This window comes from Vibrio sp. OPT46 (genome assembly GCF_015163535.1).
Lineage (GTDB): Bacteria > Pseudomonadota > Gammaproteobacteria > Enterobacterales > Vibrionaceae > Vibrio > Vibrio alginolyticus.
Window position 1 is genome coordinate 15,030 of sequence record NZ_JADDYG010000485.1, and the last position, 15,960, is coordinate 30,989.

12 protein-coding genes and 1 pseudogene are annotated in these 15,960 nt (G+C 45.1%); 8 read left to right on the top strand and 5 right to left on the bottom strand.

Annotated elements, in window-relative coordinates; genetic code table 11:
• The 4 genes and pseudogenes from IQR33_RS20535 to IQR33_RS20550 form a co-directional block, all read left to right on the top strand.
• A pseudogene (locus IQR33_RS20535) lies at window positions 1-352 on the top strand (molecular chaperone); the annotation flags it as partial.
• A gap of 17 nt (window positions 353-369) precedes the next feature.
• The gene (locus tag IQR33_RS20540; protein ID WP_193837842.1) at window positions 370-2,778 is read left to right on the top strand and encodes a fimbria/pilus outer membrane usher protein; all 2,409 of its coding nucleotides are present in this window, start codon (window positions 370-372) and stop codon (window positions 2,776-2,778) included.
• Window positions 2,775-3,743, top strand: coding sequence for a spore coat U domain-containing protein (locus IQR33_RS20545; protein WP_193837768.1), 969 nt, complete (start codon window positions 2,775-2,777; stop codon window positions 3,741-3,743). The genes IQR33_RS20540 and IQR33_RS20545 overlap by 4 nt, the downstream gene beginning before the upstream one ends.
• A gap of 141 nt (window positions 3,744-3,884) precedes the next feature.
• Window positions 3,885-4,604: a carbonic anhydrase gene (locus IQR33_RS20550; protein ID WP_005375106.1), complete on the top strand. Its 720-nt coding sequence runs from the start codon at window positions 3,885-3,887 to the stop codon at window positions 4,602-4,604.
• A 72-nt stretch (window positions 4,605-4,676) separates the two neighbouring features.
• Here the strand turns inward: IQR33_RS20550 and IQR33_RS20555 are convergent, their stop codons facing one another.
• Window positions 4,677-5,780 carry a mechanosensitive ion channel family protein gene (locus IQR33_RS20555; RefSeq protein WP_005375107.1) on the bottom strand — a complete coding sequence of 368 codons (1,104 nt, stop codon included), beginning with the start codon at window positions 5,778-5,780 and terminating at the stop codon, window positions 4,677-4,679.
• Window positions 5,781-6,081: 301 nt separating this feature from the next.
• Here IQR33_RS20555 and IQR33_RS20560 point away from each other — a divergent pair, with 301 nt between their 5' ends.
• Window positions 6,082-6,429: a helix-turn-helix domain-containing protein gene (locus IQR33_RS20560; RefSeq protein ID WP_005375109.1), complete on the top strand. Its 348-nt coding sequence runs from the start codon at window positions 6,082-6,084 to the stop codon at window positions 6,427-6,429.
• Between the two features lie 90 nt (window positions 6,430-6,519).
• Here IQR33_RS20560 and lldD read toward each other — a convergent pair whose 3' ends face one another.
• Both lldD and IQR33_RS20570 read right to left on the bottom strand, forming a co-directional pair.
• The gene (gene lldD / locus IQR33_RS20565; RefSeq protein WP_005383962.1) at window positions 6,520-7,659 is read right to left on the bottom strand and encodes an FMN-dependent L-lactate dehydrogenase LldD; all 1,140 of its coding nucleotides are present in this window, start codon (window positions 7,657-7,659) and stop codon (window positions 6,520-6,522) included.
• A 315-nt stretch (window positions 7,660-7,974) separates the two neighbouring features.
• On the bottom strand, window positions 7,975-9,666 hold the full coding sequence (locus tag IQR33_RS20570) for an L-lactate permease (protein WP_017635488.1): 1,692 nt from the start codon (window positions 9,664-9,666) through the stop codon (window positions 7,975-7,977).
• Window positions 9,667-9,828: 162 nt separating this feature from the next.
• Here IQR33_RS20570 and IQR33_RS20575 point away from each other — a divergent pair, with 162 nt between their 5' ends.
• Both IQR33_RS20575 and IQR33_RS20580 read left to right on the top strand, forming a co-directional pair.
• Window positions 9,829-10,728, top strand: coding sequence for a LysR family transcriptional regulator (locus IQR33_RS20575; protein WP_005375112.1), 900 nt, complete (start codon window positions 9,829-9,831; stop codon window positions 10,726-10,728).
• 120 nt (window positions 10,729-10,848) lie between these two features.
• A complete protein-coding gene (locus IQR33_RS20580; RefSeq protein WP_193843993.1) occupies window positions 10,849-12,882 on the top strand; it encodes a prolyl oligopeptidase family serine peptidase in 2,034 nt (677 codons plus the stop codon).
• 242 nt (window positions 12,883-13,124) lie between these two features.
• On the opposite strand, the gene IQR33_RS20585 is transcribed toward IQR33_RS20580, so the two are convergent.
• Both IQR33_RS20585 and IQR33_RS20590 read right to left on the bottom strand, forming a co-directional pair.
• A complete protein-coding gene (locus tag IQR33_RS20585) occupies window positions 13,125-14,756 on the bottom strand; it encodes an ABC transporter ATP-binding protein (protein ID WP_193837767.1) in 1,632 nt (543 codons plus the stop codon).
• A gap of 85 nt (window positions 14,757-14,841) precedes the next feature.
• On the bottom strand, window positions 14,842-15,339 hold the full coding sequence (locus tag IQR33_RS20590; RefSeq protein ID WP_017635485.1) for a hypothetical protein: 498 nt from the start codon (window positions 15,337-15,339) through the stop codon (window positions 14,842-14,844).
• 187 nt (window positions 15,340-15,526) lie between these two features.
• Here IQR33_RS20590 and IQR33_RS20595 point away from each other — a divergent pair.
• A partial coding sequence (locus IQR33_RS20595) for a Lon-like protease helical domain-containing protein (protein ID WP_193843994.1) occupies window positions 15,527-15,960 on the top strand: 434 nt, incomplete at its 3' end.

Sequence of the window (15,960 nt, forward strand, 5' to 3'; positions counted from 1 at the left end):
AAAAGTCCGAATGCGTTACTCGATACCTTTGTTTATTTACGGGAAAGGGCTGACTGATACTCAAAAACCAAACCGTGACAGTGAATTATGGGATGATTTACAGGCACAGTTTATTAAGAAAAATAATCAGCGTTTTGTTCACATTAAAAATTCAGGAAAACACCATGTTCGCTTAGTGAATTTACAGTTGAATCTACCAAATAAAGATCCTGTCGTTATTTCCGATGGACTAGCTGGCTATATTCTTCCTGAACAGTATAAGGTTTGGTCTATTCCCCATAGTAATGTCAGACCCTTGAGTTTGAGCGCGAATATTGGAGGTAAACGTTACCAAATACCATTGAAGCAATAATGAATAGATTTAATACAATGAATGCTTTCTTTTGGTTGGTATTACTTAGCGTAACGTGGAGCAGTATTGGTCTTTGTGCAAATTCAGCAAACCACTTCTCTGAGCTACCGAGTCCTGAAAATTTCTCATTAGAAAAGTTTGAGAATATTAGCCTCAATCTGGAGTTGGTGATCAATCAAAGAGCAACCGGGCTTGTTGCGAAAGTTGAGCGAGTTGGCGATCAGTTCTTTTTGCTCCGGGAGGACCTCATTTCAGTTGGGGTTACCGCCAAGTCGTTGCCTGGAACCGAAGAGAGACTTGAGGTTACGTCTATCCCAGGTGTTAACGTGCGTTACTTGCAATCGTCATTGCAACTCGCAATTGACGTACCGCCTAATTGGTTACCGATGCAGAATTTATCAGCGCAGGATATGGGGCGATTTTCCCCGGCTCAGTTTGGGCGTGGTGGCCTGCTTAACTACAACGTATTTGGTGTGTACGAGAACGAAAGCCGACAAAAGGAGGTTTCTATCAATCATGAAGTCAGAGCCTTTTCTGAGTTTGGCGTTTTTTCTACTACCGGGATATTTAAATCTAACTTTCATCGCGATGTTCAGTCCCAGCAAAGCAGCCAGTACACTCGTTTTGATACGAGTTACGAGTACGTCAATCAAGAGAAGCGAATTCGTATGGAGGTAGGGGACTATATTGTTCGCCCTTTATCTTGGAGCCAACCAGTAAGACTGGCGGGTATTCAGTTGTCACATGATTTCTCTATGCGTCCGGATGTCGTGACGACGCCGTTACCTGCATTTTATGGTGAGGTCACAGCGCCCACTACGTTAGATTTGTTTATCAATGGCTTTAAAACTGACTCAATGAATGTTGGGCCCGGTCCTTTCATTATTAACGATATTCCAATGCTCTCTGGTGCTGGGGAAGCAACGGTAATTGCAACGGATGCTCAAGGTAAGCAAACGGTCATGACCAGCCCATTTTTTCTCTCTTCCGATCTACTGAAGACCGGATTTACATCTTACAGTGCGAGTATTGGTGCGATCAGAGAAAATTTCGGTAATGCATCTAACGACTATGGAGACGGTGGCGTGGTTACCGCTCTGCGTCATGGCATGACTGATTGGTTAACATTAGAAGCTCAAGCTGAAGCAAAAGGTGACCTGATCGTTGCGGGGCTGGGCTTTGTCACTAATGCTTTCAACTTGGGTACGGTGGATGCCTCGTTTCGTGTGAGTAATTTTCAGGATCAATCTACCTCATATGCGCTAGGTTATAGTTATCAGTCTCGGCTGTTTAGCTTCGCTGCTCGAACTCAAGTAGAACAAGCCGACTTTTATACCTTATCTCATTTACCAAATTACGAAATGCTCGATGAAGGCAAAGACGCTTCACTCGCGTCGCGCCATCTATCACAAATCAATATGGGAGTCCGTTTGGGAGATTGGGGCTCACTTTCTGGTGGGTACTTTGATATTCAACAATCCGACTCAGATTCACGTACCCTAAATCTCACTTATAGCTACGCTCTGCCTTTTAATATCAATATGTCCCTTTCTTACAATCATAGTATTGGTGGTCAGAGTGTTACGTTGGCGCAATTCTCTCTACCTTTCAGTTCTTTGGGGGGAAGTTCGGGGCTAACGCTGAAAAGAGAGGACGGTGGCGATGTGCGAGGGCGAGTGGGTTACAGCCGCCTTGCGCCAATACGAGGTGGGTGGGGCGTCAATTTAGCGCATGATATTAACGAACACCCAGAAAACCGTAAACAGGCTGATTTGACCTACCGTGCGTCATGGGCGCAGTTCAGAGCGGGGTTAAATGGCACCAGTGGCGACTATGATTATTTTGCGGAAATGGCAGGTTCGGTCTCTACGTTGGATGGAGAAATATTCCCGGCGAATGAAGTGTATGACAGCTTCGCTGTGGTGAGCACCAGTGGTTTTGAAGGTATTCCGGTTAAATATGAAAATCAAATTGTCGGAGTGACAGACGATGAAGGTTACCTACTTGTTCCTTGGGCTACGGCGTATTACACCGCCAAATATGAAATCGATCCACTTAATTTACCTGCCAATGCTGCGTTTTCTGCAACAGAGCAGTTTGCTTCGATACATTCGGGCTACGGCTACCTGTTAGAGTTCCCAATAGAGCTACAAATTGCACTGAGCATGACGGTGGTAGACGAAAATCATTTGTTCCTTCCGATTGGTACATATGGCCGCTCAGAAACGGGCTTAACAAGCCAAATTGGTTGGGATGGTTTTACGTACTTTGAAGGCGTTGACCCAGGCCGCTATATTCAGTTTTATCCTCAAGGACAGCCGCCATGTAAAGTGTTTATTGAGGGGTTGTATCAGCGTGACAGTCAAAAAATACAAACATTGCCTGAGCAGGTTTGTATCAAAGCCGAAGAAGAGACCGCACTATGATTTTGCGCAGCTGGTTTGCTAGCCTACTTCTCTTTTTCTCGTTCTCGACAATGGCTTGTCAGCTCACGGCGGCAACACCTTTAATCTTGTTTGGCAATGTTTCTTCGTTTACTGTTTCAAGCTCTCAGCAGCAAAGCTCAGCTCAGCCTCATGCGGGGATTACGTGTGACTTTTCTACACTTGTGTCTTTGTTAAGTGGCGACTACGTATCAGCAACGTTTAACAGTATAAATAATGGTTTGCTATTAAATGAGGATGATCCGAGTTCGGAGCTCAGCTATCAGATTTTTGGCGATCCAGGTCTTTCACAAGAGTATGTATTCGGCCAAACTTACAATTTTTTTGAAATCGGGTTACTCGATTTACTCGGGTTGTTTGGCACTCAAGCTGAGTTTCCGCTTTATGCTCGGACGGGAGCGGGTAGTAATCTTTCCGCTGGGACTTATAAAGACCAAATCACCGTATCCTGGATTTGGGATTACTGTAAGGGTATCGGGGTTCTAGGGGTATGCATTGGCCGCGCCAATGGCAGCGCTCAAAGCGTGATTACGGTTGAGTTGGAAGTGACCCCTGATTGTATGATCACAGCGCCAGATATTGATTTTGGTTCATCCCCATTAGTGGCCGGTTTTGAACCAGTCAGTCAGGTTATATCGTTAACTTGTACCAAGAATAGTTCCTTCTCCATTGGCTTGAATGACGGCCTAAATGCGTCCGGCGGTCAGCGACGAATGATTTCTAGTGGTCACTATTTGGAGTATGAAATCTATAAGTCATCATCGATGGATCGCTGGGGAGGAACCAGTTCTGAACGTCGTGAACACAGTGACGTCGATACTGGCGGCTCTATTCCTGATGGTATCACTCCACAGAATTATAATTATCGCACGCAGATACTAACCAGCCAAACGACCCCTCCTGCAGGTACTTACACCGACTCAATAATCGTTGACGTTCAATTTTGAGCATCATGTCAATTACATCATTAGAGGCTTCTATTCCAAAAATCTTTTGTAATCATAGTTTTCACTCTGTCACTGCTTAATTTTGTGAGATTAGTATGGCTTTATTCTCACGGAATTTAACTTTCAGAAATAAGGAAAATGATGAAGAAGTCACTAACAACATTAGGTTTGGCACTGGTATTTACAGGAACAGCTTATGCAGCAAGCTGGGGCTACGAGGGAAACCATGGACCTGCTCATTGGGGTGAGTTTGCATCTGAGTGCGCAAAAGGTCAAAACCAGAGCCCAATCAACATTGAATCGGCGACCGAAGCGAAGCTAGAAAAATTGAATTTCGACTACGAAGGTAAGGCAATTTCACTGCTGAACAACGGTCACACTTTACAGACTGGTTTAGAAGGTAAAAACACACTCACCATTGATGGTAAAGAGTTTACGTTGAAACAGTTCCACTTCCATACGCCATCTGAAAACCATGTGGACGGTAAAGAATACCCTCTAGAAGCACACTTTGTGCATGCCGACAAAGTAGGTCATCTAGCTGTTGTCGCGGTGTTCTTTAAACTGGGTGACGCGAACCCAGATTTAGCTAAGATGCTAGCTAACATTCCAACTAAAGATCAAGATGTTACCATCAAGGTTCCATTTGATGCGGATGCCCTTATCCCAAGTGATAAAGACTACTACCGCTTTAACGGCTCACTAACGACACCACCATGCTCTGAAGGTGTGCGTTGGTTGGTGATGAAAGAAGCACAAACTATTTCTCCTGAGCAGATAAAATCTTTTTCGGAAGTAATGGGGAAAAACAATCGCCCAATCCAACCGCTGAATGCACGTATGGTGTTAACGCAACAATAACCACTTCATGCGAAGAAAAATAAAAAGCCCGCTTAAACATAGCGGGCTTGATTATTTGGGTATTGGTGAAAACTAGAAGCCGTGATCTTCTTGCTCTTCCGCTTTTACCATTTGTATAGGATCAAGCTTAAGCGTCTGAGTAGGGAACGCGATATCTGCATCGTGTTCTTTAATGATGTTGATTACCTTAAGCAGTATGTCCTGCTTAACCTCATGGTATCTCACCCAATTCACGGTTTTAGTAAAGGTATAGATAAAGAAGTGCAATGATGATGGACCGAATGTATCGAAATTAACGATAAGTGTTTGGCGTGCATCAATGTCTTTGTGATTTTTCAGCATTTCTTTTACCGCGGTGATAATTTGCGGCATTTTTTCTGCATCGTCGTAACGAAGTCCAATTTTTTCGTAGATACGTCGGTTCAGCATGCGAGATGGGTTTTCTACGACAATGCTGCTAAACACTGAGTTTGGTACATACAGTGGACGCTTATCGAAAGTTCGGATAATGGTCATGCGCCAGCCAATGCGTTCTACTGTCCCCTCTATTTGTCGGTCTGGAGAACGGATCCAATCGCCAACTTTAAATGGACGATCGAAGTAGATCATAAGACCTCCAAAAAAGTTAGACAGCAAATCCTTCGCCGCTAAACCGACGATCAAACCACCAACACCACCGAAGGTAAGGAGGCCCGATAGTGACAGACCAAATGCCTGCATTACGGTTAGAATTCCGACGGTAATAAAGAACAGGCGCGCGACCTTAGCTATCGCTTGTACTGTTGTTTCATCTCGGTTCTTTTGTTCGAGAACATGCTCTTCAACATTGGTAATGAGCCGCATAACGGTCCATACGAAGATGCTGATGATTAAAATCAGTTTCAGCGTACTTAACCAGTTTATTTTATCGTTGAGCTCGCTCTCCAATATGATGCCGATAGAGACGGTTGCTGGCCAACACCAAATGAGTGTACTGACTGGCGCTTTTAGCGCATCAAGCAACATATCATCCCAGTGGAAGGGCGTTTTCTCTACGAGCGCAGCGAGGCGAGAGCGAATCAGCCGCCAAGCTATCCAAGCTATAAAGCTAGCGAGCGTAATGAAAAGGACGCTCCCACTCCAATTTTGATGAGACGTTTCAATGTAGCTTTGTAATTCGGTAAACCACTGTGGCATATGTAACTTATTTCTAGTGAACCATGGAAGGAAAGGTAGCAGATATTACTCCTTCACCCCAGTGATTTCCTTTAAATCATTTACTTATGTCTAAACCGTCCGAGATGGACTTTTCCTTCCGATGACAAGATAGTCACCTCAATGTTCTGTTGAGCGACCGCCTCATGCATGTTCAGAGGTACGCTACCAATGATTGAGGGTTGATATTTGGACGATCAATTATAACTTCTCTGACTTATCGCTAACATTTATCTTAAGTAAGTGTGAGAGTGTATTGGCTCTTGAATTAGCGGAGGCAGATATGGAATTTACAGAGCTGGATCGAAACGCGCTCTACGACATCTGGATGTCACAAAAAGCCAAAATGCACATCACTCAAATGGAAATGGCGAAGCGCCTTGGTTTGAGTCTACACGAGTTTTCTGGCTTGTTACGTGGTAATTCTCCACTGACGCTAGGTTTTGTAAAACAGCTATGCGAGCAGCTACATGTACGTCCTGGTCAGGTGATTCCGTCTTTGACGGAGCGTGACCTATCTGCATCTGGTACCGTTTATTTACAAAATCGTGTGACGGTGGATGGCGATATCAGTAACGTGTTTATCGACGGAAACCAAGTCGTGATCGAGTACGTTCACCAAGTTAGCTAGCTTGCTCGTCAAATTATCGGGTTGAAGAGCAATAAAAAACGAGCCACTGTTGGCTCGTTTTTTCGTTTCTGTTTTGCTCGATTGCAAAGATTATGGGATTTTCACTAGCGAATCGCGTGAAAGATCCGCGATAGACTTAGCGCCAGTCAGCGTCATTGCTACACGCATTTCTTTATCGTACAGATCCAGTAGATTTTCAACGCCTGCTCCGCCTTGTGCTGCCAATGCGTACACAAATGAACGGCCAAGAAGCGTACAGTCTGCACCAAGTGCGAGCATACGAACGACATCAAGACCAGTACGAATACCAGAGTCTACGAAGATCTTAAGATCACCTTTTACCGCATCCGCAATGCTTGGTAGTGCTTTAGCGCTTGAAAGTACGCCATCTAACTGACGGCCACCATGGTTAGATACCACAATGCCGTCCGCGCCGAAACGTACCGCATCTTTCGCGTCTTCTTCATCTAGAATGCCTTTGATAACCATTGGACCATCCCAAAAATCACGAATCCACTCAAGATCTTTCCAGGAGATAGAAGGGTCGAAGTTTGCGCCTAACCAGCCGATGTAATCTTCTAGCTTTGTTGGTTCGCCACGATAAGTTGAGATGTTACCTAAGTCGTGCGGTTTACCAAGTAGACCCACATCCAGCGCCCAGCTTGGGTGGCGCATCGCCTGGAATACACGACGCATGGCCGCGTTAGGGCCACTCATACCTGAATGCATGTCACGGTAACGTGCGCCAGGAACTGGCATATCAACGGTAAACACCAGCGTTGTTACGCCTGCTGCTTTTGCACGCTCAAGTACGTTCTTCATAAAGCCACGGTCTTTAAGTACGTAAAGCTGGAACCACATTGGACGTTCAATTGCAGGTGCGACTTCTTCAATCGGACAAACCGAAACAGTCGACATAGTAAACGGGATGCCTTTTTTCTCGGCTGCTTTTGCTGCTTGCACTTCGCCTCGGCGCGCGTACATACCAGTTAGACCAACAGGAGCTAGCGCGATTGGCATTGCCAGTTTCTCACCGAAGATCTCGGTTTCGAGGCTCAAATCTGTCATATCGCGTAGGACGCGTTGGCGAAGAGCGACATCACCTAAATCGTCAGTATTACGCTTCAGCGTGCGTTCGTCGTAAGAGCCGCCATCAATATAATGGAATAGAAACGGGGGAAGCTTGGCTTTCGCGGCAGCGCGGTAGTCAGTAGAAGCTGAGATAATCATAATGGTGTCCTAGCGGTTATTCTAAGCAAAGTTGTGGAGCAATTTGCTCTTTCGTTGAGCCTTCATCGCAAAGCAGTGAAGACATCAAAATGAGTATAGTTACCTATGGTTCACTTACGTTTGAATCGGTGATGTTGGTAACCCATTTACATAATTGGTTGAAAAATTTTATTAAATCACTCAATCAGTTATGCAAACTGGAAAGGGTGACACAGCTGTCGGGGGAATTGATGTAGCAAGCTAAATCAACATGTCGGGGTAGTAGTGCAGACAGCTGTGTCAAATTAGGCAGGGCTGTAAACCCTGCATTTCGCGTTACTTCATTAAGACATCTGTCATTTGGAAGCCATAAATCAGCACCAATCCAATAATGCCTGTCATTACAATGTAGTAGAACGTAGGGATAATCGTTTTACGCAATGTTGCGCCTTCTCGACCAAGCAAACCTACCGTGGCTGATGCGGCAACAACGTTGTGAATCGCAATCATGTTACCTGCAGCAGCACCGACGGCCTGGAGTGATACAACAATCACACTCGAAATAGACAACGTTTGTGCCACTTCGAATTGGAACTGGCTGAACATCATATTTGATACCGTGTTTGAGCCAGCGATGAACGCACCCAGTGCACCAACGGTGGCACTCAGCGCTGGGAACGCAGAACCAACAAGGTCAGAGGCGAAGTTTGCGGTTGTGACGGGCATACTTGCTAGGTCAGCACCGTTGATGCCTGAGTTGATAAAGATACGAACCATCGGAATGGTAAATACCAAGACAAAACCCGCCCCAATCAGTGTTTTGCTTGACTCGCCAAACGCTTCACGCAATGGCTTTACACTGCCGCTTTGTAACATTGCAGCAAGTAGTGCGACAAACACCAGAATGCCACCAGGAAGGTATAACGGCTGAATAGCAGCGCTAACGCCAGTCTCACCAAGAATGTTGCTGAACGACAAACTTACGCTTTGTACAAAGCCTTTCAGCTCAGGGCTAACGCGGCTTGCGACGAGAATAACTGCCAGCATTACATATGGAACCCAAGCTTTTACGATGCTCATTGGCTTGCCCGGATTGTCGTTTAGATCGACTTTTAGCGAGCCTAACCACTCTGCAGGCCATTTGTCTTCGCTTTCGAAATCCCACTTAGTCTTTGGTACTAAGAAGCCTTTTTTCGCTGCGGTAACAACGATAGACAGACCAACCAAACCACCGATAAGTGAAGGGAACTCTGCGCCCAAGAATACGCCGGTTAACGCGTATGGAACGGTGAAAGAGACACCAGCGAATAGCGCAAATGGTAGAATATCCAGGCCTTCACTCCAGCTTCTGTTCTTGCCGAAAAAACGTGTTAACATCATCGCCATTAATACTGGGATCATCGTACCTACGACTGCGTGAATGACAGCAACGTGCGCTGTGATATCTTGCAGGTACATTTCCCACGTTGCACCTTGTGCGGCCAACGACTCACTGATGTTATGGGTGTCTAAACCTTTGTTTACACCTACGATGATAGGCGTGCCTACCGCGCCGAATGAAACAGGCGTAGACTGAATCATCATGCCCATTAGGACAGCGGCTAGCGCAGGAAAGCCGATTGCAACCAGTAGTGGTGCAGCGATTGCTGCCGGGGTACCGAACCCAGAGGCGCCTTCAATGAACGAGCCAAAACACCAAGCAATGATGATGGCTTGTACACGGCGGTCAGCCGAAATATCGGTAAATCCATTACGGATTGTGGTGATCGCTCCAGTGTGTTTTAAAGTGTTGAGCAAGAAGATGGCACCAAACACGATCCATAGAACAGAGACAGTAATGCCCAGTCCTTGGAATACGGAGGCCAGTACGCGATTGGCTGACATATCCCAAAACATTAGTGCGATAGCGACGGTTAGACCGAACGCAATAGGCATGGCTTTTTTAGCAGGCCAGTTGAGACCAACCAATAAGATGGCGGCAACAACAATTGGCGAAAATGCCACTAGGGCAAGTAGGGTTTCACTCATTTGTACATCCTTCGTACGCTGACTTCTCGAACGGTGTCAATCCGCTGTAGAGGTGACTTTTTGTTGTAATGGTTTTGTTAATTTGGCGTGAATTTACTCCTTTATTTTTTGTTGATATAGGGAAATAATGAAAATAATTAATTCCAAAAGTGACATAATGGTATGAGAGCAGACGACTTAATTCTATTTTCTCAAGTAATCGAACTTGGCAGCTTTAGCAAGGTTGCAGAGGCAAATAACCTTACAAATTCGGTAGTTAGCAAAAGAATGGCGAGGTTGGAGGAAGAAATAGGGGCTCAGCTATTATATCGAACAACGCGCAAATTAACCTTGACTGAGGCAGGTAAGGTGTTACTCCACAGTGCTAAAAATGTGAAGCAGGCCACTCAGGAGGCTATGGATGCTGTTGCAGGCTTTGGAGAGAATGTGAGCGGTCATATAAAAATGTCCGTGCCGTGTATCTCTGGAGATTTGATACTTGCTGATGCTGTTGCCGAGTTTTGTAACCTTCATCCGGGTCTGACCGTGGACATGTCATTGGATAATCGCTTTGTCGATTTAGTGGCTGATGGTTACGATTTAGTCATTCGAACTGGCTACCTAGCCGACTCTAGTTTGATCGCACGACATATTCTCGATTCCCAATGGGTGGTATGCGCGTCACCTTCTTATATTGCGAAAAATGGGAAACCGATCGAGCCGATTGATCTCACCACGCACAATTGTCTGCAATACGCTTACCAAACCACAGGTGCAACGGATTGGGAGTTTAAAGGAGAAGATGGCAATTACATCGTCAAAGTATCGGGCTGCTTTTCTACTGATAACGCGACCGCATTACGTAAAGCCGCTCTGGGCGGCCATGGTATTGCTTACGTCCCGCGCTGCTTGGTGTATCACGATATTCGTAATGGTCAACTGGTGGATATTTTTCCTGAATTAGTAGGTAAAAAGTTGGGTATCTACGCGGTGTATCCGTTTACTCGTCAACCACCGAACAAAGTGAAGCTGCTTATTGAGCACATTCGTGACCGGTACTTAACGATATCTCATTATTTCTAGGTTCTTCATAGATTTAAAACAATGTCGTTGAAATCAAAATTGGGTGCTCTAAGGTAATCACCGCAATAAAACGATTGAAGATAAACAACTTAATAAAAACAACGGAGTAACACGGACGTTATGCATTACCCAAAAACACGTAAAGATTCTGTCGTGGACACTTATTTTGGTCACGACATTGCCGACCCTTATCGCTGGTTAGAAGATGATCGCAGTGAAGAAACCGCACAATGGGTTTCGGGTCAAAATTCGGTCACCTTCGATTTCCTTGGTCAGATACCGTACCGCCAACAAATCCGTGACTTAGTGGCGAACAGTCAAAACTACGAAAAATATTCCCAGCCATTTGTACGTGGTGACTACACCTACTTCTACAAAAACGACGGTTTGCAAAACCAAAGTGTATTGTATCGACGTAAAGGCGAGGGAGAAGCCGAGGTTTTCCTTGATCCAAATACTTTCTCCGAAGAGGGCACGACCTCTCTTGGCGAAGTCAGCTTCTCTAAAGACTACCGTTTGGTCGCGTATTCCATCTCAGAAGGGGGCAGTGATTGGCGTAAGATCTTTGTCATTGATACGGAAACCAAAGAACAGCTAGAGCCTGAGATTGTTGATGCGAAGTTTACGTCGATTTCTTGGCTGGGCAGCAAAGGCTTCTATTACTCAAGCTACGATAAGCCGCAAGGCAGCGAGTTGTCTGCTCGAACTGAGCATCACAAGCTTTATTATCATGAACTTGGTACACCTCAATCTGAAGATAAAGTGATTTTCGGTGAGTTGGATACGCAAGTTCATCGTTATGTGTCTGGTACGACGACGACAGATGATCGCTTCCTCATTATCTCTGGCGCAGAATCTACATCGGGTAATCGTCTGTTTTATATTGATTTACAGTCTGAGTTACAGGCAATTGTGACGCTGCGCGAGACAACGCAAGGCGACACCTACTTAATTGATAGCCAAGACGCAACCTTGCTGCTTTACACCAACCTAGACGCGCCGAATGGCAAAGTTGTCAGCTACAACACTCAGACAGAACAATGGGCTGACGTGATTGCTGAACAAGAACAGCCGTTAGAAATCAGCAAAGGTGGCGGTTATCTGTTTGCGACTTATATGGTAGATGTGCTTTCTAAAGTGCAGCAGTTTAACTACCAAGGTGAGTGGATTCGAGATGTACAATTGCCGGGAGAAGGCACGGCTTATGGTCTGGCGGGTAAAAAAGAAGAAACCACACTTTATTACACATTCACTAACTACGTGACGCCTCCGACGATCTTCTCATTTGATGTTGAGTCTGGTGAATCGACACTGTTTCAAGAATCAAAGGCACCGTTCGATCGTAATGAGTATGAATCAAAACAGGTGTTTTACACCTCAAAAGACGGCACGCAAGTTCCGATGATCATTTCATACAAGAAGGGCATTGCACTTGATGGTAGATCACCAACCATGTTGTATGGTTACGGCGGTTTTAACATCAGCCTTACTCCAATGTTTTCTGGCAATGTAGCCAACTGGCTAGAGTTGGGTGGTATATACGCTGTCGCCAACATGCGAGGCGGCGGTGAATACGGTAAAGCCTGGCACAACGCAGGCACTCAGCAGCAAAAGCAAAACGTATTTGATGACTTTATTGCGGCGGCGGAATACCTGATTGAAAACGACTACACTAGCTCGGATCGCCTAGCGATTCGCGGTGGTTCTAATGGTGGTTTGTTAGTTGGAGCGTGTATGACGCAACGCCCTGAACTATTCAAAGTCGCGCTGCCTGCGGTTGGCGTGCTTGATATGCTGCGTTATCACACGTTTACTTCTGGAGAAGGCTGGAAGTATGACTATGGCACGTCGGAGCAAAGTGAAGCGATGTTCCAATACTTGCTTGGTTACTCTCCTGTTCACAATGTAAAAGAAGGCGTGCAATATCCTGCTACCTTGGTGACAACTGCTGATCACGACGACCGAGTTGTGCCAGCACATTCGTACAAATTTATTGCGGAGCTGCAAGACAAACAGCAAGGCGCTAATCCAGTATTGATACGCATTGATGTTAATGCCGGTCATGGTGCAGGAATGCCGCTGAGTAAGCAAATTGACCTCACCACAGACGTGTATGCATTTACGTTACATAATATGGGTATTGAGTCGATTTAATGCCCTAGTTGTTAGAAACTTCTGAGAATAAAAAAATGCCGCGACAGTGTCGCGGCATTTTTCATGGTTGGGGGAACTCAATTCATACTGTTTGCCAGTATTTGAGCCAGGTTGACTAAGTCTGACTCTTGAACCAACCAGTCTCGGCGGCCAAACCGAAAGGCAGCTACGCCATTCTTAAGACAAGATGAATTTATCACCTTTTCTTAATCCTAGTTTATGAATATGAAACTGTGATGAACCTAAGCCGCATTGTGCTGATTTTCACTGTTTTCAAGATCAAATGAGGCATCTATCAGTTTTTTCGTGTAGTCATTTTTAGGGTTTTGGAAAATCTTTTCGGCCGTACCTTGTTCCATGACCTCGCCCTTTTGCATGACTAGAACACGATCAGAGAGTGCTTTAACTACTGATAGATCGTGGCTAATAAACAAGTAGCCAATATTGTGTTTTTTCTGCAAATCTTTCAGAAGGTCAATCACTGTCAGTTGCACCGAGCGGTCTAATGCAGAGGTTGGCTCATCAAGCAGAATAAACGAAGGTTCAAGGATCAGTGCTCGCGCGATAGCAATACGCTGACGCTGGCCTCCTGAAAACTCGTGCGGATAACGGTTGATGGACGCGGGATCTAAGCGGACCTCACGGAGCACGTCGCGCGCTTTCTGCATACGTTCTTTTTTACTCAACATTGGTTGGTGGACAGTTAATCCTTCTGTGATGATCTCGCCGATAGTCATACGAGGAGAAAGCGAACCATAAGGGTCTTGGAATACCATCTGAACGTCTTTTTTCAGCTCAAAACGTTCTTTGTTTGTCAGCAAGGCCATATCTTGGCCTTTATATTCTATTTTGCCAGTTGAGGGCAGTAGACCTATCAAAGCTCGGCCGAGTGTAGACTTACCTGAACCGGACTCCCCAACGATCCCGAGGGTCTCTCCTTGTTTAAGCTCAAGAGAAATGCCTTTTACCGCTTCGAAGTACTCATTCTTGCTCGCAATAAAATGCGACTTTACCAAGAATTTGACTCGTATATCGTCGGCCTTTAAAAGCTGTGTAGCACTTTCGCTAATAGGCTCCTTACTGCCTTTAGGAATCGAGTTGATTAGCATACGTGTGTATTCGTGCTTTGGGTCCTCGAAGAGTATTTGCGTTTCGCCTTCTTCGACGACTTCTCCTTTACACATTACAATGACACGATCTGCAAAGTGTTTTACGACGCCTAAGTCATGAGTAATAAATAGGATTGCCATGCCCATCTGAGCCTGAATTTCTTTAATCAGGTGCAACACTTCTGCTTGAACCGTGACATCCAACGCTGTTGTAGGTTCGTCGGCGATCAAAATATCGGGCTCGTTAATCAGTGCCATCGCAATCATGATGCGTTGCAATTGACCACCAGAAAATTCGTGTGGGTACTTGTTGTACGCTTTTTCTGGGTTTGGCATATGAACTAATTCAAACAGCTCTAACACCTTTGCTTTTGCTGTTCGTCTGTCGACCGGGCGGTGACACATGATGGCCTCAGCGACTTGGATACCCACCCGCATGTACGGGTTTAGTGAGGTCATCGGCTCTTGAAAAATCATGCCAATGCGATCACCGCGAATACTTTGCATTTCACGCTCTGTTTTATCCAAGATGGAGCTACCCTCAAACATGATGGATGAGTTTTCATGCAAAATAGCGTTGTCTGGCAGTAGTTTCATCAGTGCATTGGTTGATACTGACTTGCCAGAGCCAGATTCGCCAACGATGGACAGCGTCTCGCCTGCTTTTAAATCGAAGCTAACATTCTTTACTGCATCGACGATCCCATCGTTTGTCGTAAAGCTGACTGATAGGTTGTTCACCGAAAGAATGGTTTTAGAAGACATCACAGATCCTTGTGGTTGATAAAGCAAATGATACTCAAGCAATGGACAGTACAAACCTAGCTGGCCTCAATGCTTGAGCTTTAGATTAATTATACAGGTGAGAAGGCGAAGCTTTTGCCGAACTCATTGCTTGCAAATGTAAGAACTGCTCATGCGCGCGCGTTACGTGCTCGAGTTCTATCATCCATTGAGCATTACGTTGGGCAGAGCAAAATGCCGCCATGTGAGCTAATAAGTCTTCGCTCTGTTGACCAAGTAGGTGACCTACGCGCTCAATCAGTTCATGGCTCTCTAGCTGCAAAAATTGAAATAGTGCGTAAGTTTGATTGAGTATTGAGAACGCATCATGTTGTAAGCCGAGTTTGTTGAGAATCTCTGATTGCGTCACGCTGGCATCTCTAAGCCCCGTAATGAGACATACAAACTGGCAAGGTTTAGTTTGTGCATTTTCTAGCGCTAAATGAATGTGGTTGGGTAGATTGTTGAGCACGTCGTCATATAAACGATGAGCTTCTGGCCAATGGCCTTGTTCCATCAGTTGCTCCGCTTTTAAGTAGCGCATCCAGCATTGCTCAATATTCATATCCATCTCCACAACATTTGATTTGTTTAGATATTAAATGAAATTGATTATCAATTGCAAGTGCGTGTTAATATCACTTATGTGTTCATAAAATGTCCAATCAATCTAGGGTGGAAGGTAAATCACTTAAAATTAAGCAAATAATCTCTACACTCAAATAACGAAAATAAGAAAAAAGGAAGTGGATATGGCAATACTAAGATTGGAAGCTAAGCAGCTATATTCTGTAGCAGATCTAGAGAATATGCCATGTAAGTCGACCAAGGAGTTACCTCCAATTGATGAAATCGTGGGCCAAGAGCGCGCGCAAAAAGCGGTCGAGTTTGCGATGTCCATCAAAGAGAAAGGGTATAACATCTACGCCATTGGTCAGAATGGGCTAGGTAAACGCACCATGATCTTGCGCTATCTGAATCGTCACCAGCACGATGCAGCAGCCCTGTTTGATTGGTGTTACGTTGCGAACTTTGAGGATACCCGTACGCCAAAGGTATTAAAGCTGCCTTGTGGTATCGGAAATAAACTACGTGTTGATATTGAAGCTTTAATGGGCAAATTATTGAATGCTTTACCCCTAGCATTCGACAATGAAATGTACTTTAGCCGCGCTGAGCGATTAAA

What these genes read in the sequence shown, in the direction of transcription:
- IQR33_RS20540 (WP_193837842.1), top strand. Translation starts at nt 370, where the DNA reads ATGAATGCTTTCTTTTGGTTGGTATTACTTAGCGTAACGTGGAGCAGT.
- IQR33_RS20580 (WP_193843993.1), top strand. Translation starts at nt 10,849, where the DNA reads ATGCATTACCCAAAAACACGTAAAGATTCTGTCGTGGACACTTATTTT.
- IQR33_RS20570 (WP_017635488.1), bottom strand. Translation starts at nt 9,666, where the DNA reads ATGAGTGAAACCCTACTTGCCCTAGTGGCATTTTCGCCAATTGTTGTT.
- IQR33_RS20550 (WP_005375106.1), top strand. Translation starts at nt 3,885, where the DNA reads ATGAAGAAGTCACTAACAACATTAGGTTTGGCACTGGTATTTACAGGA.
- IQR33_RS20585 (WP_193837767.1), bottom strand. Translation starts at nt 14,756, where the DNA reads ATGTCTTCTAAAACCATTCTTTCGGTGAACAACCTATCAGTCAGCTTT.
- IQR33_RS20545 (WP_193837768.1), top strand. Translation starts at nt 2,775, where the DNA reads ATGATTTTGCGCAGCTGGTTTGCTAGCCTACTTCTCTTTTTCTCGTTC.
- lldD (WP_005383962.1), bottom strand. Translation starts at nt 7,659, where the DNA reads ATGATTATCTCAGCTTCTACTGACTACCGCGCTGCCGCGAAAGCCAAG.
- IQR33_RS20560 (WP_005375109.1), top strand. Translation starts at nt 6,082, where the DNA reads ATGGAATTTACAGAGCTGGATCGAAACGCGCTCTACGACATCTGGATG.
- IQR33_RS20555 (WP_005375107.1), bottom strand. Translation starts at nt 5,780, where the DNA reads ATGCCACAGTGGTTTACCGAATTACAAAGCTACATTGAAACGTCTCAT.
- IQR33_RS20575 (WP_005375112.1), top strand. Translation starts at nt 9,829, where the DNA reads ATGAGAGCAGACGACTTAATTCTATTTTCTCAAGTAATCGAACTTGGC.
- IQR33_RS20590 (WP_017635485.1), bottom strand. Translation starts at nt 15,339, where the DNA reads ATGAATATTGAGCAATGCTGGATGCGCTACTTAAAAGCGGAGCAACTG.